The organism is Vicinamibacteria bacterium (assembly GCA_035620555.1).
Lineage (GTDB): Bacteria > Acidobacteriota > Vicinamibacteria > Marinacidobacterales > SMYC01 > DASPGQ01.
On record DASPGQ010000226.1, the window covers coordinates 20,623 to 43,425 of the forward strand.

Sequence of the window (22,803 nt, forward strand, 5' to 3'; positions counted from 1 at the left end):
CTCAGTTTGGCGAGCTCGAGCGAGTACGTGAATCGATCGACGCTTTGACGCATGAAGATTCAACATTGTAGTATGAACGAGCCCTCACCCCACCCCGAAACGGAGAGGTGCTGGAGTGGCTGAACAGGGCTGCCTGCTAAGCAGTTACACGGGTGTTGAGCCTGTGTCGAGGGTTCGAATCCCTCCCTCTCCGCCACCCGACGCCAGTTCTCGATTGGTTGCCCCTTTTTGACAAACCAGCGTCGGACAAGTACTCTGACCTTGCCTTGCGAGCCCGCTGGGAAGTCGTCCAACGGTAGGACACGCGGCTCTGGACCGTGGAATCGGGGTTCGAATCCCTGCTTCCCAGCCAATCGCTCCCGCCGCTCACCGACCGGTCGCGATTCTGAGAGCGCATTCTCGGGCGCTTGCGATCGAGTCGGGAATGCCCACGCCGTCGAGTCCGTTCGCCAGAACGTAAAGACCGGGCCGAGCGGCCAGCTCTCGATCCCGCGACGACAGGATGGCGCCATGGCCGATCTGGATCTGCGGGGTCCGCAGATCCCACCGGACGACGTGCGAGAACAGAGGATCCCCGATTCGACCGATTGCCTGCCTCAGCTCGCCGAGAGAGAGCTCGGCAATCTCGGAGTCTTCGAGCCTCAGGACATCGGGATCCCGAGTGCCCCCGAGAAAAGTTCTCAACAGCACGTGATCTTTCGCGGCACGGTGGGGGAACTTCGTGGTGACGAAGGTGGCGGCGAGCAAGCGGTTCTCCTCACCGGAAGGGACGACGAATCCATAACCGTCGAGTGGATGATCGACGTCGGCCTTTCGAAAACCGTGAAAGACGACCGCCGTCGAAGCCAATGGGATGCGGGCGAGGGATCGGGACAACCCCGTCGAGACGACTTCGACCAGCCGAGCCGCCGCGGATAGAGGGAGCGCAAGCAGCACCGTACGAGAGCGAATCGACTCACCGGACTCGAGAGCGGTCACGAAGCCTCCCGACTCCGACCGAAGCGCGCTCACTCCAGTCCCGAGCCGAAACCCATCGGACGGCAAAGCATCGCCGAGTCGTTCCACGAGCCGGCCCATCCCGCGCTGAAGCGAGAGAAAGGTAGACCCCTCGGGCTTCGACGTCCTCAGCATCCCCCGCGTCACGCTTCCGTAGTCCTTCTCGAGGGCGACCAATCGAGGAAAGAGGAAATCCATCGAAAGCTTCTCCGGGTCCCCGCAGTGGATGCCGGCAAGCAATGGCTCGCCCACACGCTCGAGCGCCTCGCGGCCGAAGCGCCGAGAGACGAACGATGCAATGGACTCTTCGGCCTCTCCGCGCCGGGGCACGAAAGGTTCCACCAGCAGGCGAAGTTTCCCACCGAAGGAGAAGAGGCTCGAGAACAAAAGAGGGGCGATGCGGGTCGGCGCCGTGAGGCGCATGCCCTCGGGAAGAGGATGAAGCTTGCCGCGATGGAGCACGTAGACGTTCTTCTCGTCGGGGTTCGTTCCGACGAGCTCTTCGGACAGACCGAGCTCGTCGCACAGGGCCTTCGCATGCGGCTTCGATGCGAGAAAGGCGTCGGGGCCGCAGTCCATCACGAAGTCGTCCCGGACTTTGGTGAAGATGAGCCCGCCGATCCGGTTTTCCTTCTCGACGACGAGGCAATCGACACCGCGTCTCGAAAGCTCGTAGGCCGCGGTGAGACCCGCGATGCCGCCCCCGGCGATGACGACGTCGCAGTTCACTCGCCCGATTCGCGGCTCGAGGCGCGATGAACGTGCTCCACGAGCAGCGATACGTTGTCCACCGGCGTGTGAGGCAAGACGCCATGGCCCAGATTGAAAACGTGGCCCGTGCGTCCACCCGCCTGCTGCAGGATCGATTCGATTCGGGAAACGAGAATCTCGCGGGGCGCGCACAACACGGCCGGATCGAGATTGCCCTGGACCGCGGTTCGCTCGCCCACGGCCCGCCAACCACGCTCGAGGTCGATACGCCAGTCGAGACCCAGCACGTCCGCCCCGCAAGCCGCCATCTCGGAAAGCAGTCCAGCGGTGCCGGTGCCAAAGAGGATGCGGGGAACGTCGTATCTCGAAAGGGCAGCGAAGATGGATCGCACGTGCGGAAACACGAGCTCGCGATAGTCGATGGGTGCCAGAGCGCCGACCCACGAATCGAAGAGCTGTACCGCCTGGACCCCCGCCTCGATCTGAGCCTCGAGGTAGCCGGTAACGGTGGCCGCGAGCCTTTCCGCCAAACGATGCCAGGTGCTCGGCTCCTGGAACATGAGCGCCTTGGTCTTCTCGAAGCTCTTCGAGGGTCCCCCCTCGATCGCATAGGAGGCGAGCGTGAACGGAGCCCCGGCGAACCCGACGAGAGGGACTTCGAGCTCTTTCCTCAGGAGTCGAATCGCCTCCAGGGTGAAATCCAACTCTTCGCGGGGATCGAAGTCTCGGAGACGCTCGACGTCCGCCGCACCGTCGATGGGAGATTCGATCCTCGGACCTTCTCCCCGCACGAACGAGAATGGAATCCCGAGAGGCTCGAGGGGGATCAGGAGATCGGAGAACAGAATGGCGGCGTCGAGCTCGAACCTGCGAAGAGGCTGCAGCGTGACTTCGACGGCGAGCTCGGGCCGCCGACAGATCTCGAGGAGGCCGTAGCGCTCGCGGACGCTGCGGTACTCGGGGAGGTAGCGTCCCGCCTGGCGCATGAGCCAGACGGGCGTCGCGTCGACGCTTTCTCGGCGGCAGGCCCGGATGAAACGATCCGGTCTGCTCAATGAGCAGGTTCCGTCAGACGGATCAGCTTGCCGATGATCAAAGGATAGAGAAGGCGGCAGACGTGGAACTCGGACAGGTTCGCCTCCCGTGCAACCTCCCTCAAGCTGCGTTTGCCGTCGATCTTCGACAACACCATCCATTCGCTGGTGTTGAGATTGATCTGTCTTCCCGACTGCGAGTCCTCGGGTAGGACGAATTCCGGGACGAACCGGGTATCGGGGATGTGCTCGGCGAGAACGCTCCACTCGTCGCTGCGGCGGGCGCTCTCGATGAGAAGAACCGGGCTTCGCTCGCGAACGGTCTTCTTGTCGGCCACCTCGTCAGGCCGAAAAATGAACCCGCCGTCGCTCCATCGCATGAGGTCGAAGAAGGCATCCTCGCCCTCGCTCACTCCCACCTCGGCATGAACGACGGTACCCGATTCGAAGTAGATGGCCCCCGCCCGGCCCGAGTCCCCTTCGATCAGGCCGAGCTTACCCGTCCTCGCCGAGGAGCTCAGCAGCTGAACGACGTCGGAAAGAGTGAACTTTGCCAGAGAGCCCTGAAGCTCCACCGTTCGACTCGCTGATGTCACGATGAATTCTCCGTTTTTCGCCGCGAGCCTATCACAAACGATGCCGTGGGTCGATATACCTCGGCCGCCTCGTAGACTATAATGGCGGCGATTCGGGGCCGCGCAGCCCCGGGGGAGAAGTGCCATGCATCGAAGGCAATTCGCGACCTTGCTTTCTTGCGCCGTGCTCGGTTGTGCCGTTTCCGCCTCGGCTCAGATGGGGACGGGACGAGTGACGGGCTCGGTCCACGATGTGGAGGGGAAACCCATCGAAGGCGCCACCATCACCGCAACGAGCCCCGAGAGCGAGCGGACGCTCGAGGTCACATCGGACAAGGACGGAAAATGGGCTCTGCTCGGTTTCCGTTCGGGAACGTACGAGTTTACGTTCAGCGCCCCGGGGTTCAAGCCTCAGGCCTACAAACAGGCCATCAAACAGATGGGGAGGAATCCCTCGATGGATGTCGTGATGGAGCCGCTGGGGCAGGGACAGAGCGGTGGCGCGATGGGCGGGCTGCTCGAAGAGGCAAATACCCTGTTCGAGCAGAAAGACTACGCGGGCGCGATCGCGAAGTACGAGGCGATCCTGGCGGACGAGCCCACGCTCTACCAGGTTCATTACAATATCGGAAGCGCCCGGCGGGAGATGGGACAGCTCGACGAAGCCAAGGCGTCGTACGAAAAGGTCCTGGCGCAGGACCCGATGAATACCGCCGCTCTGGTGAGCGTCGGCGACATCCTGGTACAGCAAGGCGACCTCGACAAGGCGGTGGAGTATTTCGAGAAGGCGATCGACCAGACTCAGGACGAGATCGTGCCCTTCAACGTGGCGGAGATCTACATGAGCCAGGGCAACGCCGCCAAGGCGCTCGAGTTCTACCAGCTGTCGTCCTCGCGCAAGCCCGACTGGCCCGAAGCGCATCTCAAGATTGCCTACGCCCAGGTGAATCTTGGCGACCTCGCCGCGGCGCGGGCATCCTTCGAAAAAGTCGTCGCCATCGCACCGGACAGTCCTCAAGCGCAGGTAGCCGAGCAGATGCTCGCGTCGTTACCGCAGTAACCCAGATCTCACCCCGAGGCGAAATGATTTGGGGGCGGATGTGTCGACGAGAGGGATCGGCTAGCCGCCCCGCGCGAAATCTCGACCCGGATCGCCCCCGACAGAGGAGGCCCATGGATACCCGTCTATTCGCTCTCGTGCTGACGACCTCTCTCGCAACCGTCTCACCGGCTTCGGCGCAGAGTCCGGTGCTCGATCGCATCCTCGAGTCGCGCGAGCTGAGGGTCGCGACCTCCGGCACCCAGCCACCGTTCAATGCCGTCAGCAGGGACCAGGAGTTGATCGGGCTCGAAGTCGACTTGGCCCGGATGCTGGCGGACGCCATGAACGTGAATCTGACCTTGACGTCCATGCCGTTTCCCGATCTCCTTCCCGCGTTGAAGGATGGAAAAGTAGACATGGTTCTGTCGGGACTGGCGATCACCCCGGCGAGAATCCGCGAGGTCGCCTTCGTGGGCCCCTACCTGCTCTCGGGAAAATCCGTTCTGACCGATGGCCGGCGGCTCACCTCGATGAAAGGACCGCGTGATCTCGACATTCCCGAACTAACGCTCGTGGCGCTCGCAGACTCGACCAGCGTCGACTACGTGAAACGCGTGGCGCCGAAAGCGAAACTCGTAACCACCCCGAACTACGAGGCCGCGGTGCAAATGATTCTGAGCGACACCGCCGATGCGATGATCGCCGACATGCCCGTCTGCATCCTGACGGTGCTGAGGAATCCCAACAGGGATCTCGCCACTCCGTCCCGACCGTTTACGGTGGAGCCCGTCGGCATTGCCCTGCCCACGAGCGACGAGCGATTCCGGAATCTCGTGGAGGCCTACGTCGACGCTTTCGAAAAGACCGGCGCTCTCGAAGAGCTTCGCGCGAGGTGGCTTTCGGGCGGCGAGTGGATCGCACAGCTTCCCTGAGGAGGCGACGCGGAGGGCTTCTTGTGCTCAGTGCCGTGGCGGGACCCGTGGTCGATCGTCCGCCACGGCTCAAGCTGCTTGCGGCGCGGCCAGCGCGCCGAGCTCGCTCCGCTCGCGCAGGGTGGGCTGAATTTTCGTCCACCCTGCTCGTGGTCGGACGGGACCCGTGGTCGTCCCCCCCGGTAGCTTTCGATCCGCCAATGACATGCCCTTCGTCGTTCTAGTCATTGGCATCGCCATCGTCATGACGGCGATCATCGCTTTCGAAGTCCACCCGTTCCTCGCCCTCGTCCTCGCGACGATGATCGTGGGCATCCTTTCGCCCAAGCCGCTCGAGCCGGGAGGCGCTGACCTGCAGGCGGTCCGAGCCGTCGAGCTCACCGCCCAGGGGTTCGGTGTCACCGCGGGGGGTATCGGCATCGTCATCGTTCTCGCCGCCATCATCGGTCAATGTCTGCTCGAGAGCGGAGCGGCCGATCGGATCGTTCGCAGCTTTCTCGAGCTTTTGGGGGACAAGCGGGCGGGGTTGGCGTTGATGGGAAGCGGCTACGTGCTGTCGATTCCGGTCTTCTTCGACACGGTCTTCTTTCTTCTCGTACCCCTGGCTCGCTCGCTCCGTTTGCGAACGGGCAGGTGCTACGCGCTCTACGTCTCCGCCATCTGTGCCGGAGCGCTGGTCACCCACTCGCTCGTGCCTCCGACACCCGGGCCGCTGTTCATGGCCGAAACGTTCGAGCTTCCGCTGGGAACCGCCATCCTCGGGGGCGCGCTACTGGGGCTCGCGCCGGCCTTCTTCGGTCTCGCAGTCTCCGGCTGGATCGACCGCCGTCTCGACGTTCCCCTTCGAGACGTCCCGGGGACGGAGAGAAAGGAGCTCGAGGCCATCGCTCGCCGGGATGCATCGGAGCTCCCCGGTCTGTTCGTTTCGCTCCTGCCAGTCGCGGTTCCCGTCGGGCTCATCTCGATCCACAGCATTCTCGAGGCTTCCCTGCGGTCGGCGGGGCGGCCCGCGCTTCAGGCGCTGCTCGATTGGAGCGGATTCTTCGGCGACAAGAACATGGCGCTTCTCGCCGGCTCGTTCATCGCGGCGTGGCTCCTGAGGCGTACCCAGTCGCTGAGCGTAAAGCAGCTGGGGCTAAGGCTCGAGCCTGCCGTTGCCAGCGCCGGTGTGATCATACTCATCACGAGTGCCGGGGGGGCGTTCGGTCAGATGCTCTCTCGCATCGGTATAGACGAGAGCTTGAGCCAGATCTCCTGGATGGGCGGAGGAAAGGGCATGCTGGTTCTCGCCTGGGCGATCGCCGCGGTAATGAAGATCGCGCAGGGCTCCGGCACCGTCGCCATGATCACCGCGTCGGCGATCGTGGCGGCGATGATCCCCGACCACACCGCTCTGGATTTTCACGTCATCTATCTCTTCGCCGCGATCGGCTTCGGGTCGGCGGTCTTTTCCTGGATGAACGACAGTGGCTTCTGGGTGGTATCCAAGATGGGAGGTCTCACGGAACCGGAGACACTGCGAGTTTGGACCTTCGTCGTGGCTTCGGTCGGAGTGTTCGGACTCATCGAGGTGCTGGCCCTGGCGTCGCTGTTTCCTTTAGCAGGCTGACGAAAGATGAAATCGAGGGGTTGCTCTTGACTCGAAGCGACGATGAGGCTAGCTTTCGGTCTTGACGATGCAATTCGGAATCTGTTTCAAAGGCGATCTCGATCCCGGACGGACGAAGTCGATCTGTCGCCAGGCGGAGCTCGCCGGATTCGAGTACGCCTGGTTCTACGATTCACACATTTTGTGGCGCGATCCCTATCCGGTCATGGCGATGTGCATGGAGCACACTCGGAACATGCGCTTCGGCCCCTGTGTGACCAATCCGGACGTCCGCGACTGGTCGGTGGCGGCGAGCCTCTTCGGCAGCCTTGCGGTGCAGAGTGACGGTCGGATCGACATCTGCGTGGGCCGAGGTGACAGCTCGCGGCGCATGATGGGTTTCAAGCCTGCGAGCATCAGCCGAATGAACGATTTCATTGCCGCGGTGAAGGCGATGTGCCGGGGCGAGCGCGTCGTTTACGACGGCTGCCCCTCGGGCGCGCAGTTGACCTGGAGCCAGTTCGACCTGCCTGTCTGGATCGCGGCCTACGGACCCAAGGCTCTTGCCGCCGCGGGAGAGCACGGAGATGGACTGGTCCTCCAGCTCGGTGAGCCCGGCCTTTGCCGGTGGTTCGTCTCCCAAGCCCTCGAGGCGGGGAAGAAGGCGGGACGGGACATGTCGACTTACCGGGTCATGGCGGCCGCGCCCGCGTGGATCGGGCCCATGGAGAGCTGCATCGCACAGACCCGGTGGTTTCCCGCCATGGTGGGAAACCACGTGGCCGACATCGTCGAAAAGTATGGCCGGGACTCGAACCTCGTTCCCGCAAGCTTCACCGAGTACATCGAACGGCGCAAGGGTTACGACTACCATGAACACGCCAAGAAGGACGCAAGTCATCTCGACTTTGTCACCGACGACGTCGTCGAGAGCTTCTCGGTCCTGGGCCCTGCCGAAAACCATGTCGGGAAACTCAAGGAGCTGGAAGCCGCGGGGATCACCCAGTTCACCATCTACCTGATGAACACCGAAGAAGAGCGGATCGTGGCCGAGTACGGCGACAAGGTGATCCCGCACTTTGTCTAGCTGCTAGCCGGAAAGGAAGCGCTCGAAGATCGCGCGGAGCTCGTCGTCGAGCGCAACCGGCTCGAAGCTGTCCAGATCGACGAGAACCGTAGTGATGTCGGCGTGGAACGTGAGCGTGCCATCGCGTTTTCGGCGAATGTCGTAGGCGAAGGTCACCGACGAGCGACCGATCCGGCGAACGACGAGCTCCACGATCGCGACGTCCCCGTAGGCGAGAGGAGCCTTGAACTCGCTCGTGATCGCGACGGTGGGAAACCCCAGTCTCCTTTCGGCCACCAGGGAAGGGTAAGAGAGCGGCGCCGCCGTGTCGAAAAAGTCCTCGAAGGCCGCGTGACAGATATGGAAGAACTGGGGGTAATAGACGATTCCTGCCCCATCGACGTCGTCGAAGCGAATTTTCTGTACGCTGACGAAGGCCAGCTCAGGAGCCTTTCGACTGACCGAGAGAAGAGAGTCGCTCTTTCACGGTCGCCTGCTCGGGATCGAGCTCGAGCGAGCGTTCGAAGGCTTCCCGGGCGCGATCGAGATCGCCGAGCCGCAGATGGCTATCCCCGAGTGTATTGAGGAGCATGGTATCGGCAGGGCGGATCTGCCGGGCGCGATCGAGGTAGGAAGCCGCCTTCGAGAAGTCTCCCTTGAGGTAAAAAGCGAAACCCAGCCCGGAAACGACATCGTACTGGCCGGGAAACGGCTCTTCGAGGGGAAGGAGCAGGCCGAGCGCTTCGTCGGGCTTTTCCTCGCGAAGATAGGCATGGGCGAGCTTCCAGCGAGCATCGGGCAACCGGGGGTTTCCGGTGGCGACCGCCTTTTCGAGCGCCGCTTTGGCCTCGTCGAAACGACCCAGGTTCCAGAGCTGTTCTCCCCTGATGAAGTCGAGCAGTCCTGGCACCCGGGTGTTGAAACCTCTGCGGTATACGAACGCCGGCCGACTCGCGGCGGAGCGCGGCGAGATGGTCACCGGCACGCTCTTCTCGGAGACGACGCCGCCGTCTCCGGAGAGGAGCCGGGCGGTCAGCTCGTAATTGCCGCCGACCATCTCGTCGAGCCGGATGTGGTCCAGGACCATTCCGCCGGCGCCGACGCTCGCGTCCAGGGATTTGGCAACCTCCTCCCCGTTCGCGAGCTCCAAGCGAACCTTCTGACCCGGGCCGGCGCCAAAAGCCTGAACGATGACGTGGACCGTATCGCCGATCACGAAAAGGTTGTCGCTCGCCGGAAGAAAGCGGGTGGGGCCGACTTGAAACGTGCGAATCTCGTCGTCGGCGATGTCCTTCGCGTCCACGAGCTGGGTATCGAACGCGAGCACGACGTCGCCCACGAATGCCGGGCTCGCTTCGGGGTCACGAATGCTCAGCTCCCTCTCCGCCACGGTGTACTGATGAATGACGCGGTTTCTCACGACGACGGTCACGGTGTAGTCGCCGGGAACTAGCGGGAACCCGTCCTGGTAGGCAAAGGGAAAGGCCTTGATCTGATCGACCTGACTCGGGGTGAGCTCGACGTAGGCCTCCTTGTCGTTTGCGACGACCAGGGATCCCTCTTTGGTCCGTGCTTCGATGGTGACGTCGAGCGTCGTGTAGTACTTGGACTGATTCTCGTCGGTCTCCAAGGTGAAATTCTGCGGATCGATCTCGACGCTGAACTGCACGACCGGGGTCCCACCCGGCTCGTACAGCACGGCGAAGCTGGAGCGCGACGGAACGAAGTTGAACGAGTACTCCGCCGAGACGCGATTCCCGTAGCGGAGCCAGGCATCGGCGTAGTCGGTGCGAATCGCTCTCTTGGGCGAGTCCTCGATCCGGGCGAGCATCATCTCGGTGCCAAGCGAGGGACGTCCGGTGGTGAAGTCCGGCGGCTCGCTCGTGTCGAACGACAACGAGGCCGCCGCCAGCTCCGGGGATATCTGGCGGAGCGCTTCGACCGCGGGAGCGTTCTCGGAGCCCGGGGTGAACTGGCTTCCGGTCATCAGAGCCTGAGGACCGTCGACGATAGGATGATAGAGACGATACTCTCCGATGTCGTTCCTCTTGAAGAACATCAGATAGAAGAAGGAAGGAACACCCAGCAGCGGGTCCCCTTGATAGAACCACAGCTCGGTCGACACGATCTCGGAATAGCCTTCGTAACGCTGTGTCTCCCGGGGCTCGCCGAGCAGGATGTAGTAACGACCGCGGTCCGTCCGCCAGCCTTCGCGGAAAGTCTCGCGGCCGAGATAAGTATTGGCGTGATCGATGCGTCGGTAGTGCTCGTCCCTGTATTCGTTCGCCGGTGTCGCGGGGTTGGGATCGCGCTTGCGCCAGAAGGCCTCGATGAACCGCTCGCGCTCCTCCTCGGTCTCGAGAGACAAAAAGACGTCGCGCTCTCGCTCGGTGATGATGTAGACGACGTCGCGCTCCAGCCAGGAGCGGTGAGCTTCCGAGAGTCGATCGACGCGGTCGTCCGCCCCGAGGACCGGGGCGATCAGAACGAGCGCGACGAGAAATGCCGGGGCGTTGAAGCTTACCATCTCGAGCTCAGCGTGTGGAGGACGGTTCCTTCCTCTCGAGCGAGATATTATAGCGCTTGATCATCTCGTTCAGCGTGGTGGGCTTGAGTCCCAGCAGCTCGGCGGCCTTTTTCTGCACTCCGCCCGAGGTTTCCAGGCTCGACTCGATGAGGCGTTTCTCCACGGCGTGGATGACATCGCGAAAATCGATTCCCTCTTCGGGAACCACGACATTGGGCAATCGGAATGTCGGGCCCGAGCGCACGTGTTCGGGAATCAGGCGCCGATCGATCACCGATCCCTCGGCGAGAACCACGGCCCGCTCGATGACGTTCTCGAGCTCCCTCACGTTGCCGGGCCAATCGTAGTCCAGCAGCGATTGAATCGCTTCGCTGGACAGCTCGAGGAGCGGACGGCCGTTCTCCTCACCGTACTTCTTCAAGAAGTGCTGAGCGAGGATCGGGATATCTTCCCGCCGCTGGCGCAGGGCGGGGAGCAGTACATTGATGACGTTGAGACGGTAATAGAGGTCCTCGCGAAACCTGCCCGCGTCGACCAGGGACTTGAGGTCGCTGTTGGTCGCGGCGATGACCCGGACGTCCACTCGGATCGTGTCGACCCCACCGAGCCTCATGAACTCGCGCTCCTGAATGACTCGCAGGAGCTTCGCCTGAGTCTCGAGTGGCACCGTGCCAATCTCGTCGAGGAAAATGCTCCCCCCGTCCGCAACCTCGAAGAGGCCCTTCTTTGGACTGACCGCCCCGGTGAAAGCGCCCTTCACGTGACCGAAGAGATTGCTTTCGAGGAGATCGGGGGGCAGGTTCCCCGAGTTCACCGGTACGAACTGCTTGGCTCGGCGAGCACTGTGATTGTGTATGGCTTTCGCCACCAGCTCCTTTCCGGTACCGCTCTCACCGGTAATGAGCACGGTGCTCTTGGAAGGGGCGATCTGCTGGATCAGGGAATATACGTCCTGCATTCGCGGCGACTTGCCGACGAGCACGTCGAATCGCTGCCGGTCGGAGAGCGCCTGCCTCAACGAGCGGTTCTCGTCGACCAGCCGGCGCTGTCCCACTCCTTTGGAAACGACGACGCGGACTTCCTCGTTCTTGAACGGTTTGGTGACGTAATCGAACGCACCACGTTTCATCGCTTCGATGGCGGTCTCGACCGATGCATAGGCGGTGATCATCACCACGACGAGCTCGGGGTCGGCCTTCTTCAGCTCGTCGAGCACCTCGATGCCGGAACGGTCGGGCAGCATGACGTCGACGATTGCCAGGTCAACCGGCTCCCGGTTGGCGATGGAAAGGCCCTCCCCGCCCGTCGAAGCGAGCTTGACGCGATAACCTTCCTGAGTCAGCAGCGAGCCCAGGATCTCCCGCATCACGTCCTCGTCGTCGACGACGAGGATGGTTCCCGCGTCAGACATGCTTCGACACGCCGGCCGTGCGGTTCGCCCGCACGAGGTCATCGGCACCGGGAGCCCGGACTCGGTTGTGAGTCGGGAGAAGCAAACGGAAGCTCGTTCCCTGGTCGACGGCGCTCTCCACTGCGATCTGCCCCGAATGCTCCTGGATGATCCCGTAAGTGATGGAGAGTCCGAGACCGGTCCCACTCGCCCCGGCCCGCTTCGTCGTGAAGAACGGATCGTAGATCCGCTTGACATCCTCCTGGCGGATTCCGAGACCGGTATCCGATACGGACACCGACACATTGTCCCCTTCGGTCGCGGTTCGAATGCTCAGCCACCCCCCGGATGGCATGGCATCCTGAGCATTCAAGATCAGGTTCAGGAAGACTTGTTGAAGTTTGTTCTCGTCTCCGAGCACGTCGGCGAGATCCTCGCCGAGATCCAGCCGGACCTTGATCCGCGCTCGAGTGAGCTGGTGCTCCAGCAGCGACAGAACGTCGCGCACCACGTCGTTCAGCTTGACGGGGACGAGACTGGATCGGCCCTGCCGCGCGAAATTGAGCAGATTGTTGACGATCTTCGAGGCGCGCTCCGTTTGGCGCTCGATCTTGTGAAGAAGCTCGGACCGGGGATCGGACTCGGTCGTCTGGTCCCGGAGCATTTGAGTGAAGCTGCTGATTCCCGTGAGGGGGGTGTTGATCTCGTGGGCGACACCGGCGGCGAGGAGACCGAGAGAAGCCATCTTCTCGCGAAGTTGCAGCTGGGTCTCGAGCTCGACCCTCAGGGTGATGTCTTCGAAAATGACGATCGTTCCTTCCGGCCGTTCGTCGCTGGTGAGGAAGGGAGCTACCTGTAGCTTGACGACCTTCTTCTCCTGGCGCATGTTCTGCAGGTTGAGACGCGCGATGCCGCTCGTCTCCGCCGTCTTCCACCAATCCGCGCCCATCGAAGATCTCAACGCCTCGCGCAGCGGCTCGGGGAAGATGTCGTTGAAGCTCCTCCCGAGCGCCCGATCCCGCGGCAGTCCGTAGAATTTCTCCAGCGCGCGGTTCCAGCGAACCACGGTGCCCTCGAGATCGACCACGAGGATTCCGGTCTCCAGAGACTCGATGGTGTTCTCGCTATGCTCCTTCAGGGCCTCGAACTCGCTCGCTTTACGCTGGAGCGAGCGATACAAACTCGCGTTCTCGAGCGCGGTGGCGGCCTGCGCCGAAAGCATGACGAGCAGATCCATGTCCTCGCTCGTGAGCGAGCTCTCGTCCCACCTCCGACCCAGCAGGATCACGCCGACCACCTTGCCGTGCGAGCAGCAGGGAATCGCGTAGGAAAGTCCGGAGATATCGAGGCTCTCGAAGGCTCCGTTCGCCGTGCCCAGCTCCGTCTCGCCCGAATAGACCGCTTCGCCCTCCGACAGCCGCCGGTAGAGCGAAGACCCTTCCGAAAGCCTCGTGCTCCGCCACTCGCTCTCGCTGAGCCCCCGTCCCGCTTGAACCGCGAGGCCCTCTTCGGAAGACGCCGCGAGAAGCGCCACCTTGTCCACCTCGAAAGTGTCTCCGATGCGATCGACGAGCCTCGAGGAGAGCCGATCGAGGTCGAGGTGGGAGTTGAGGTCTCTCGAGAGCGCCATGAGCGCGCGCCGGTAGTCGTAGCGCTCCCGATAGAAGAGCCGGTCGATACCGACCTGAATTCGGCTCTTGATTGGCGTGAACACCAGAACCACGATGAGCGCCGCGAGTACCGCCAAGATCGTGGAGTGCTCGTCGCCCACCATGTAGTGGGCGCCCGCGAGGAAGATCGCCAGATAGAGACTGCCCACGGCCGCGGTCGCGAGGGTGAAGACCATGCCGCGTTTGAACAGCACCTCCACGTCCATCAGGCGGTACTTGACGATGGCATAGGCGAAGGAAAGCGGGATGAGCGCCAGGGGGACGACCGAAAGTTGCATCGTGAGCCCGGGCGCCACTCCGAGGAGATAGGGAATCGCGTAGAACAGGGCGAAGGGAAGCACTCCCAGGGCGGTGCCCCACACGATCCATTTAGTCTGCTTCTTTACCGTGATGCGTGTCGCATTGCGCTGGGTGTCGACGAACGCGATCAGAGCCGAGACCGACATGACCGCGACGAAGGTGGGCAGGATCCGATCGAGGAAGTCGTGGGCATCGATGAGGAACCGATCCCCCCAGGCGAGCGGAGAGAAGAACGCAACCCCCGCGGCCAGGCTCAAATAGAGCAGGATCGCCGACGGCGCATAGATTGCCCAGAGGATCCATGGGTGCCTGATTACGAGAGTCTTCTTGTCGGGAAAGCACAGAGCGAAATGCAGAAAGATGGGCGGGAAGAACAACAATCCCGAAAGCTCCATCGAGAAGAACGCGCGGTCCCACCCGTCGAGCTCGCCGGTGAAGGAGAACCCGTAGGCGAGAAACCAGAACAGGCAGAGCATGTAGAAGTGGGCGGTCGCCGCTTCGCCCCTCCGGCGAACGTAGACGACCGTCCCCACCGCCAGACAGAAGATCCCCACCGCGGCGAGGAAGTAGTACGCGGGGACGTTTCCCGTGGGAAGAGGGGTGACGGTCAAGGCCAGCGCCTCGCGGGTATCCTCCCTCAGAATCTGGTACCGGAGCAGCTGACCCGCACGGGAAGCGTCGAGAGCTTCTCGGACGGCGGCGGCTCGCTCGACCGGCTCGTCTTCGATCAGAACGAGAATGTCGCCTGGTTGCAGGCCCGCTCGATCCCCCGGACCGTTGGGATCGATGCGTTTGGCGTACACGCGGCCCGCCTGCTCGTCCCAGAAAACGCCGTCGTCGAGGAGCTCGAAGCGGTTCTTTTCGCGAATGTTATGGAGCGCGCAGGCAAGCAGAAGAGTGCTCGTGATGATCACGAGGCCGATCTTCCACGAACCGAAACGCTCCATTACCGTTCGATCTCTACTCTTTGGGGTACGCCTCGCGGGCGACACGCACCCAGGCGACGAACCGATATCCGCATACGCCAACTCCTAGCAATTCTCGTTCCTCCTCATACCCCGATACGAGGTGGATAAGCTATTCTAGCAAAGGGAGTTAATACTTGGTACCTGTCGCACCCCCAATCAAGTGTCCACATATTTGGATCCAGCATCCAAAAAGCAGGATCCGGGTTTGGGGGAAGAATCGACGTCAGAAACGAACGGTGACGCCCCCGAGAACGCGCCGGGGGGCGTCGATGACTGCGAACTCGTCCAGCAGGGACGACTTCTCCAGGTCTTCGTAGAAAAGATTGCGCACCGCGACCATGAGCTCCCAACGCGTTCCGTTCCACCCGACGAACGGCAGCAGCTGGTAGACCTGGACGCTGAAACGGGTATCCAGCTCGCGTCCCGGTGTGAAACCTTTCCGGAGCGTCGCGATCTTGGGGTGGGCGATGACCCGGTACGCCGCGTGCAGTCGCGTCCGCGTGCGCTCGATCGAAGTCGCCAGGGTGGTCGTCACGTCGTGGATGTCCTCTCCCGAAGCGAAGCCAAAGGCCTCGTCGCCGGGAAGGGTCGACAGACTCTGCGCGCGTCCGAACGTGTAACCGACGGTCCCTTCCATCTCGCCCAGATTCTGAAACAAGGACACGCCGATGCCCCGGGTCTGGAAGTCACCCCGATTCGAGACTCGAAAGTGACCTCCGCCGGACCCCGCTCCACTCTCCGTAAACGTCTTGACGAGCTGAGCTTCCGCGTCCTCTTCGAAGAGCCTCACGGCGACACGTGTGCGCTCCGAGAGCTGCTGCTCGAGGCCGACCTCGAAGCGAGCCGTCCTTTCCGCGCGAAGGCCCCGATTCGCCGGCACCGGCCCATACACGTCGGAGTACGCCACCTGGGACAGGAGGCCGATGTCCTCGCCTCCCGGTGCTTGGATGTGATAATCCACCTTGCCGCGAAGCACGGTCGTCTCGCCCAGGATGGGCCGGGTGACTTCGATCCGCGGCGACCAGTAGCCAGAGGTATCCAGATAATCGAAATGCTGGTAGGAAAGATTCGTCGACACCGAGGTCGAGCCCAGGAGAAAGGTATCCGATGCGTAGAGGCTGCCGAACCACTCGGTCGTGCCGGTTGTCGAAACCCCTTTGATGAGGCCGGCCTCCGGCGGACGAAACCCCTGCACATCGCCGTAGAGATAGTTGCCATAGCTCACGCCACCGGCGACGCGGTGCCCGGAGAGCTCTCCCGTTACGTACTCCGCCCGGCCCGCCCAGGAGGAAAGTGCCGATTCGAGGAGTTGGGCGCTGACGAACCAGTGCCCGTCCCCTCCGGTGGGAATGAACAGCCGTGCGTACGCGAGCCGTGCATCCAGCCCAGCCCCGGCCCCGGGAAACTCGGAGAGTCCCTGTTCGAAATCGGCGGCTCGCACGCCGAGCTCACCGCTGAAGGAAAACGCCGGTTCGTACGAGTCGCCCCGCGTCTCCAATGTGGTGACGGGAATCCACCGATCCTCTTCCCTGAGGATGTTCCGATCAGCGTGCTGAAGGATCCACTTGAGTTCCGCCAAGGTGCGCTCTTCGTTCGCTTCGACGTGAACCGTTGGCTCGTCCTGGGTCGACGAAAGACTCATCAGGATCGAGCCCACCTCCTCCGCGCCTTCCTCGACCACCACTTTCGTAAACGGCGAAGGGAAGAACCCCTGGAGGTAAGCTCGCAGGCGATAGAGCCCAGGTGGAATGCCAGCGAGAGAGAACCGCCCCTCCTCGTCCGTAATCGCGGTGCGGGCACCGAGAACGAGATTGTGGCCGAACAACGAGACGATCGCCCCGACGAGGGGCTGGCCCTGCTCGTCGCCGACGAAGCCGGCAAGCTCGGTGACAGGCGACTCGGTCTCGGCGAGCGCGGTTGCGCTCAGAGCGAGCCCGATCAAGGAAGCCATCAGGACCTTCCGGGCTGCGGTCATCGAGATCGCCCCTCTTCCGAGTGCGTTTCGACGTGAAAAGCGATCGACCCGGCCTTCTGTCGACCGTGAGCGTGGGCTCCTGACGCCACACTCATCCCCGGAAACCCCTGTCCGATCCGTCGAGAGATGCATGGCGTTAGTGCAGCTAGAGAGACTCCCCTACCATCGACTAGAATATAGCCGAATCGTAACCGACTTTGTTACCACAGGCTCGGGAGCGTGTCAATTGAGGAGCTCACGTCGGAACTGGGCAGCCCGCAGGACGGGTCACCGACAGAGCCTCGGGCACGAGGCCCCGGGATGCGAACGGAGATGTCATGAACACCGATATCCTGGCCATCGAGGCGCGTCAGATCCTGGACTCACGAGGGAATCCGACAGTCGAGGCCGACGTGATTCTCGACGACGGAAGCCTCGGCCGCGCGGCCGTGCCGTCAGGAGCCTCGACCGGCGAGCACGAGGCCATCGAGCTGCGCGACGGCGACGAGAGCGTTTTCAAGGGCAAAGGGGTCACCCGAGCCGTCCGCCATATCCTCGACGAGATTGCCCCCGAGCTCGTCGGCGAGGACGCGACCGAGCAAGTCCTCGTGGACCGTCTTCTCATCGAGCTCGACGGAACTTCGAACAAGGCGCGGCTCGGCGCCAACGCCATCCTCGCCGTCTCCCTTGCGACCGCCCGGGCCGCGGCGGAAAGCCTCGGCTTGCCACTCTACCGCTACCTCGGCGGACCCCTGGCCACGACGCTCCCCGTCCCGCTGATGAACGTCGTGAACGGCGGGGCCCACGCGAGCAACAATCTGGACATTCAGGAGTTCATGATCGTGCCCGCGGGCTTTTCGAGCTTCAGCGAGGCCTTTCGCGCGGGGGCGGAGACCTTCCAGGAGCTGAAAGCCATTCTCACGCGGAAGAAGCTCGCCACCGCCGTTGGCGACGAGGGGGGATTCGCACCCGATCTGGAAACGAGCGAGAAGGCAATCGAGCTCCTGCTCGCCGCAATCGAAGGAGCCGGCTATCGGCCCGGCGAGGAGATATTCATCGCACTCGACGTGGCGGCGAGCGAGCTCTTCGATTCCGGCTCGTACGCCATGAAGAAGTCGGGCGAAGCTCGAAAGTCTTCCGAGGAGCTCATCGATCTGTACGCCCGATGGGTCGAGCGCTATCCCATCGTCTCCATCGAGGACGGGCTCGACGAGAACGACTGGACCGGCTGGAAGGCGCTGACCGAAAGGCTCGGTAACAGAGTCCAGCTCGTGGGCGACGATCTGTTCGTCACCAACGGCACCCGTCTCCAACGCGGCATCGAGGAGGGAGCGGGGAACTCGATTCTAATCAAGCTCAATCAAATCGGAACGCTGACCGAGACCCTGGAGGTCGTGGAGGCGGCCCACCGCCACGGGTACACGAGCGTCGTCTCCCACCGCTCGGGCGAGACGGAAGACACGACGATCGCGGACCTCGCCGTGGCGAGCCGGAGCGGACAGATCAAGACGGGATCTTGCAGTCGGAGCGACCGCGTCGCGAAGTACAACCAGCTTCTGCGTATCGAGGAGGAGCTCGCGGATATCGCCGGCTACGCGTCGAAAAACGCGTTCAAATCGTTTCTTCGTCGACCGCGATCTTGAGAGAGCGCAAGAACTTCTTGTCGAGGGAGCTCATGCGAAAAGACGCTCCCGGCGACTCCATCATCCCCGCCACTTCCTCGACGTGCTCGTGGTCGAGCTCGCCGCGTGGCGCAAAAGCCAGAGTGGCCTGCAGTACGAGAGAGAGCTCGTAGCCTTCGTCTCGAATGCGCGTGAGGCATTCCTCGACCTGGGGCGAGCCGGCAATCGCCTGCTCGATGCTCTTCTCGAGGCTCTGCACCAACCGCCTCAGTTTGTCGTCACCCTGCCCCAAACCACGCTCTCCGTTCGGACACAAACTCCTGAGGAAATCTTAGCAAACGCACCCAGGCCCGACAACCAGACTTCTAGTGCTCAATGCCGTGGCGGGACCTGTGTTCGACCGGCCGCCACGGCTCGGCCTTTGCGGCGCTTGGCGCCGATCTCGCGGCAGACGTTTTGGCCACCGCTCGGCAGGCTGAGTTGTCCTTTTTCATCAGCCTAGTAGGTCAGCGCTTCCACACGGTCCCGAACGTTCCACACGTAGATTTGATTCGGCCAGAAGTTGATGTGCAGCTGGTAGGCGACGTCGATGGAAGTGCGTTTCGTTTTCGCGTTCCGATCGACGCGGACTTTCTCCGCGAGCAAGGTGATCCCATAACCCTCCGCCAGCTCGACCACACGGCTTCGAATCGTCTCGGAGCTGTCCTGGACGGGTGCGTTCGCCGCGACGTTGAGATCGCCGAGAAACTTCAGGCGCACGACCACTGCGGGGGTGACCTGGGCGACGAAATAGGCGAGCACGAAAAGGAAGACCACTTCCAGAAGGGTCCGGACCCGAATCGCCCCCATGTGTCCAGATTTCATCAGCCAATTAGTTTCGAAGGCAGAGCCTCGCTAGAATGTCGCCGGGAACTCCGAATCTCGACTCGACGTTACGTCCATTCGTAAACCCATGTCAATCGTCAAAGCCAGTGCTCTCACGGTTCGCTACGGAAGACACGAAGCGCTCTCCCATCTGGAACTGGAGATCCCCCGAGGCGTAACCGGTCTTTTGGGCCCGAACGGCGCGGGGAAGAGCACGCTGCTCAAGACACTTCTCGGCTTCTTGCGACCGAGCGCGGGAACGCTGTCGGTGCTGGGCGTGCCGGCACCAGAGGCAAGGAGCGCCGAGCTCCGGACGCGCCTCGGTTACTTTCCCGAGCGTTCGGTGTTGGTACCCGGCATGAGCGCCGTCGACACCGTCGCCCTCGCGGGAGAGCTCGGAGGCCTCAGGCGCACGGACGCACTCGAGAGGGCCCACGAAGCGCTCTGGTTCACCGGGCTCGGCGACGCACGCTATCGCCTGGTGGAGGAGTTCTCCACGGGTATGAAGCAGCGAACGAAGCTGGCCTGTGCTCTGGTTCACGATCCCGACCTTCTGCTTCTCGACGAGCCGACCAGCGGGCTCGACCCTTCCGGCCGACGGCAGATGCTCGAGCTGGTTCGCGTCATCGGCGGCGCCGGTATCTCGGTGATCTTGTCGACGCATTTGTTGAACGACGTGGAGCAGGTCTCCGACGGGGTCGTCTTGCTCGACCGCGGTCGTCTGGTGCTCGAGGGACAGCTTTCTAGCCTGCGACAACCGACCGGGTGGGTCTTCGACCTCCGCGTGAGGGAAACCCGGCCTGGGGCGTTCAGCGAACGGCTGCGAGAGCACGGAATCCAGAGTACCGAGGATCGTGACGGCCTCCTTCGCGTGGAGCTGAACGGCGCCGCCACGCGGCCGCTATTCGAGCTCGCCCACCTGGCCGGAGCCGAGATCCGTCATCTGAAACGACACGAACGCAATCTGAAGGACACCCTCACCACCGCTCTCGACCAGAGCACCCACGCGGGCTGATGCCACTTTACGATCGTTCCTACCAGAGAGTCTCGCGAACGCGCACGGCGCGGCCATCACGCGTGATCGCACTGGCTCGCGAGACGGTGAAGATGCTCCTGCGGCGGCGGGGACTTCTCGCGTTGCTTGCTTTCTCTTGGATACCGGCGCTCGTACGCGCCGTTCAGATCTATGCGAGTCATCAATTCCCTCAGGCTGCCGACTTCTTCTCGGTGAGCGCGGCGACGTGGCAGGAGTTTCTCGGTCAACAAGTACGTTTGTTACCCGTCGTGCTCGTGAGCCTCTATGTGGGTGCCGGCGCCATCTCGTCGGACTTCGCCTCGGGCGCCTACGTGCTCTACCTCTCGAAACCCATTTCTCAACTCGACTACCTCGCCGGGCGGGCGCTTCCAGTGTTTGGGGCGATCTCCTTCGTGACGCTCGTGCCCGGGCTCGCTCTTCTGGCACTCGAGCTGACGATTGCGGGAGACGCCTCCATTCTTCGCGAGGGGCCTTGGCTCCCGGTTTCCATTGCCGCTTACAGCCTATGGCTCGGCCTCTACTTCACGATGCTCGTCCTCTCCATCTCGAGCCTCTCGCGAAGCGGCCGCGTCGCCGGGGCCGGTTTCGCCGCTCTCGTTCTCGGCACCGAAGTGGTACTTCGAGGCGCAGTCCAGAGATCCACGAGCACCGACCTGCCTTTCAGCCTGGGCATCGTGAGTGCGGCCGTCGACGCCGGGCATGTCTTCTTCCGAAGCGATTCCCGCTCGTCTTGGAGCTCGATTCTCGTCATGGCGCTTTCGATGGTCGTCTGTGCGCTCGTCCTGAGGCGGCGTCTGGCTTCTTCGGAGGTCGTCCAGTGAGCGTCATCGAGCTTCGTCGGGTCTCGCGCTGGTATGGAAGTGCCCTCGGACTGAGGCGAGTCGACCTCGATTTCGATCCGGGGGTAACCGCTCTGCTGGGCCCGAACGGCGCGGGCAAGTCGACGCTGATCCGAATCGTGGCCGGGCTTCTTCGGCCGAGCTCGGGCGCGGTCTCGGTGGCCGGAGAAGCACCTTTCGCGAACTCGCGAGTGTTCGAACGGCTCGGCGTCGTTCTCGAGGAGGGAGAGCTGCGACCGCAAGCCCGAATCAGCGTCTCGGATTGGCTCGTCTTTCTCCTGAGGCTCAACGGCTTCGCCGAAGCCCGGGCCCGAGAGCTCGCGACGAGCCGCCTCTCCGAGCTCGGCTTGCTCGAGGCGCAAGATCGCAGCGTGACCACCCTCAGCCGGGGAATGAAGCAGAGGCTGCGGCTCGCGCAGGCCGCCGCCCACGATCCCGATCTGCTCTTGCTCGACGAGCCCTTGAGCGGCCTCGACCCCCTGGGCCGGCACGAGGTGATCGAGTGGCTGAGAGCTCAGGGCGAAAGAGGAAAGACAATCGTGGTCTCGAGCCACATCCTCCATGAGGTCGAGCTCATGACCCAGAACGTCGTGCTCATGGCCGAAGGCACCGTGCTCGCGAGCGGGAACCTCCGTGAGATCCGAGCGCTGATCGATTCCCACCCCCACCGCATCGCGATCCGGACACCGTCCCCCCGCGCGCTTGCACGGCGGCTGCTCGAGGCACCGGCGGTGCTATCGATCGAGTTCTCCGAGCAGCTCGGACGGCTCGAGCTCGAGACCAACGATCCCGAGAGCTTCTACGCTTTCGTCTCCGCCCTCGTCCTCGAGGAGAACGCCGTGGTCGACGAGATCCAGTCGGCCGACGACGATCTGGAATCCGTGTTTCGCTACCTGGTTGGCCCGTGAGACTGGCTCCGGTCGCGCTCGTGGCGAAGTTCTCGTTCGAGCAGCTCCTATGGTCTCCTCGCACGCTCGCCGCTCTGCTCGTCGCCGCGGCGCCAGCGGGTCTCGCGAGTGCCTATCGAGTGGCTCTGTCGCTCGGTTACTCGGAAGCGCCCACGGCCTTTGAAACGTTCTCCGTGGTCACGGCAGCCGTCGGCTTTCAGTTCGTCGCACCGATGCTCGCCCTGTTCTATGCCAGCGGTGTCATCCTGGACGATCTCGAGGCGGGAACGTTGCCCTACCTCGCGACTCGGCCGCTGACGCGGACCGAGCTCCTCTCGGGAAAGATGCTCGGAAGCCTCACTCTGTGCCTCGTACTGTTCCTCCCCTCGATCGTTCTGGCATATTACGTCGCCCTTTCGGCAGAAGGTCTCGACGCAATCGGAGCTCGATTTGGAAGTCTCGTCCTCGATCTCCTGGCGGGAGTGTTGGGAATCGCGGCCTACCACGGACTTTTCGCGATGCTCGGCACTCTGGTCTCGAGGCCTCTCCTGGTGGGGCTGTTCTTCGTATTCGGATGGCAGGCGGGCGCCACCTTCGTGCCCGGCTCGGCTCGCTACCTGACGATTACCCATTATCTCTATGCGCTCGTATCTCAGGAGAACCTGTCGGCCGCGAGTCGGGTCTTCGGACAGCGTCCGGGTGTCGGCCTCGCCCTTTTGGCGTTGATGGCCATTATCGCGGTCACTCACGGAGTCTCCCTCTGGCGATTCGGCCACAGGGAGCTGTGAGTCCTCCTCGGTTG

General features: G+C 62.9%; 19 protein-coding genes and 2 tRNA genes. 11 read left to right on the forward strand and 10 right to left on the reverse strand.

Annotated elements, in window-relative coordinates:
• Window positions 1–101: 101 nt before the first annotated feature.
• Together VEK15_09565 and VEK15_09570 are read left to right on the forward strand one after the other, a co-directional pair.
• Window positions 102–196: transfer RNA gene (locus VEK15_09565), tRNA-Ser, on the forward strand.
• An 82-nt stretch (window positions 197–278) separates the two neighbouring features.
• Window positions 279–352, forward strand: a tRNA-Gln gene (locus VEK15_09570).
• Between the two features lie 14 nt (window positions 353–366).
• Here the strand turns inward: VEK15_09570 and hemG are convergent.
• The 3 genes from hemG to VEK15_09585 are packed head-to-tail and all read right to left on the reverse strand — an operon-like array spanning window position 367 to window position 3,337.
• Window positions 367–1,725, reverse strand: coding sequence for a protoporphyrinogen oxidase (gene hemG, locus VEK15_09575; GenBank protein ID HXV60931.1), 1,359 nt, complete (start codon window positions 1,723–1,725; stop codon window positions 367–369).
• Complete coding sequence (hemE, locus tag VEK15_09580) at window positions 1,722–2,762, reverse strand: uroporphyrinogen decarboxylase (GenBank protein ID HXV60932.1); 1,041 nt, start codon at window positions 2,760–2,762, stop codon at window positions 1,722–1,724. The genes hemG and hemE overlap by 4 nt, the downstream gene beginning before the upstream one ends.
• Window positions 2,759–3,337, reverse strand: coding sequence for a DUF4388 domain-containing protein (locus VEK15_09585; protein ID HXV60933.1), 579 nt, complete (start codon window positions 3,335–3,337; stop codon window positions 2,759–2,761). The genes hemE and VEK15_09585 overlap by 4 nt, the downstream gene beginning before the upstream one ends.
• A 124-nt stretch (window positions 3,338–3,461) precedes the next feature.
• Between VEK15_09585 and VEK15_09590 the strand changes: the two genes are divergently transcribed.
• From VEK15_09590 to VEK15_09605, 4 genes are all read left to right on the forward strand, one after another.
• On the forward strand, window positions 3,462–4,376 hold the full coding sequence (locus VEK15_09590) for a tetratricopeptide repeat protein (protein HXV60934.1): 915 nt from the start codon (window positions 3,462–3,464) through the stop codon (window positions 4,374–4,376).
• Window positions 4,377–4,489: 113 nt separating this feature from the next.
• Window positions 4,490–5,290 carry a transporter substrate-binding domain-containing protein gene (locus tag VEK15_09595; GenBank protein HXV60935.1) on the forward strand — a complete coding sequence of 267 codons (801 nt, stop codon included), beginning with the start codon at window positions 4,490–4,492 and terminating at the stop codon, window positions 5,288–5,290.
• A gap of 205 nt (window positions 5,291–5,495) precedes the next feature.
• Window positions 5,496–6,899, forward strand: coding sequence for a hypothetical protein (locus VEK15_09600; GenBank protein HXV60936.1), 1,404 nt, complete (start codon window positions 5,496–5,498; stop codon window positions 6,897–6,899).
• Between the two features lie 67 nt (window positions 6,900–6,966).
• On the forward strand, window positions 6,967–7,965 hold the full coding sequence (locus tag VEK15_09605; protein ID HXV60937.1) for a TIGR03842 family LLM class F420-dependent oxidoreductase: 999 nt from the start codon (window positions 6,967–6,969) through the stop codon (window positions 7,963–7,965).
• 3 nt (window positions 7,966–7,968) lie between these two features.
• Here VEK15_09605 and VEK15_09610 read toward each other — a convergent pair whose 3' ends face one another.
• The 5 genes from VEK15_09610 to VEK15_09630 all read right to left on the reverse strand — a co-directional run bounded on the left by VEK15_09610 (window position 7,969) and on the right by VEK15_09630 (window position 16,774).
• The gene (locus tag VEK15_09610; GenBank protein ID HXV60938.1) at window positions 7,969–8,385 is read right to left on the reverse strand and encodes a thioesterase family protein; all 417 of its coding nucleotides are present in this window, start codon (window positions 8,383–8,385) and stop codon (window positions 7,969–7,971) included.
• Window position 8,386: 1 nt separating this feature from the next.
• On the reverse strand, window positions 8,387–10,471 hold the full coding sequence (locus VEK15_09615) for a GWxTD domain-containing protein (GenBank protein HXV60939.1): 2,085 nt from the start codon (window positions 10,469–10,471) through the stop codon (window positions 8,387–8,389).
• 7 nt (window positions 10,472–10,478) lie between these two features.
• Complete coding sequence (locus VEK15_09620) at window positions 10,479–11,882, reverse strand: sigma-54 dependent transcriptional regulator (protein HXV60940.1); 1,404 nt, start codon at window positions 11,880–11,882, stop codon at window positions 10,479–10,481.
• Window positions 11,875–14,778: an ATP-binding protein gene (locus tag VEK15_09625; protein HXV60941.1), complete on the reverse strand. Its 2,904-nt coding sequence runs from the start codon at window positions 14,776–14,778 to the stop codon at window positions 11,875–11,877. The genes VEK15_09620 and VEK15_09625 overlap by 8 nt, the downstream gene beginning before the upstream one ends.
• Before the next feature lie 244 nt (window positions 14,779–15,022).
• Window positions 15,023–16,774, reverse strand: a complete 1,752-nt coding sequence (locus tag VEK15_09630; GenBank protein HXV60942.1) for a carboxypeptidase regulatory-like domain-containing protein — start codon at window positions 16,772–16,774, stop codon at window positions 15,023–15,025.
• 317 nt (window positions 16,775–17,091) lie between these two features.
• Here VEK15_09630 and eno point away from each other — a divergent pair, with 317 nt between their 5' ends.
• Window positions 17,092–18,396 (forward strand): phosphopyruvate hydratase, encoded by a 1,305-nt coding sequence (gene eno / locus VEK15_09635; protein HXV60943.1) that lies wholly within the window; start codon window positions 17,092–17,094, stop codon window positions 18,394–18,396.
• On the opposite strand, the gene VEK15_09640 is transcribed toward eno, so the two are convergent.
• Complete coding sequence (locus tag VEK15_09640) at window positions 18,365–18,667, reverse strand: hypothetical protein (protein ID HXV60944.1); 303 nt, start codon at window positions 18,665–18,667, stop codon at window positions 18,365–18,367. The genes eno and VEK15_09640 overlap by 32 nt on opposite strands.
• A 206-nt stretch (window positions 18,668–18,873) precedes the next feature.
• A complete protein-coding gene (locus VEK15_09645) occupies window positions 18,874–19,239 on the reverse strand; it encodes a hypothetical protein (GenBank protein HXV60945.1) in 366 nt (121 codons plus the stop codon).
• An 88-nt stretch (window positions 19,240–19,327) separates the two neighbouring features.
• Here VEK15_09645 and VEK15_09650 point away from each other — a divergent pair, with 88 nt between their 5' ends.
• The 4 genes from VEK15_09650 (at window position 19,328) to VEK15_09665 (ending at window position 22,789) form a co-directional block, all read left to right on the forward strand.
• Window positions 19,328–20,254, forward strand: a complete 927-nt coding sequence (locus VEK15_09650; protein HXV60946.1) for an ABC transporter ATP-binding protein — start codon at window positions 19,328–19,330, stop codon at window positions 20,252–20,254.
• A 62-nt stretch (window positions 20,255–20,316) separates the two neighbouring features.
• The gene (locus VEK15_09655; GenBank protein ID HXV60947.1) at window positions 20,317–21,096 is read left to right on the forward strand and encodes a hypothetical protein; all 780 of its coding nucleotides are present in this window, start codon (window positions 20,317–20,319) and stop codon (window positions 21,094–21,096) included.
• On the forward strand, window positions 21,093–22,022 hold the full coding sequence (locus tag VEK15_09660; GenBank protein ID HXV60948.1) for an ABC transporter ATP-binding protein: 930 nt from the start codon (window positions 21,093–21,095) through the stop codon (window positions 22,020–22,022). Before VEK15_09655 ends, VEK15_09660 begins: the two co-directional genes overlap by 4 nt.
• On the forward strand, window positions 22,019–22,789 hold the full coding sequence (locus VEK15_09665; GenBank protein ID HXV60949.1) for an ABC transporter permease: 771 nt from the start codon (window positions 22,019–22,021) through the stop codon (window positions 22,787–22,789). The genes VEK15_09660 and VEK15_09665 overlap by 4 nt, the downstream gene beginning before the upstream one ends.
• The last annotated feature ends 14 nt before the right edge of the window (window positions 22,790–22,803 follow it).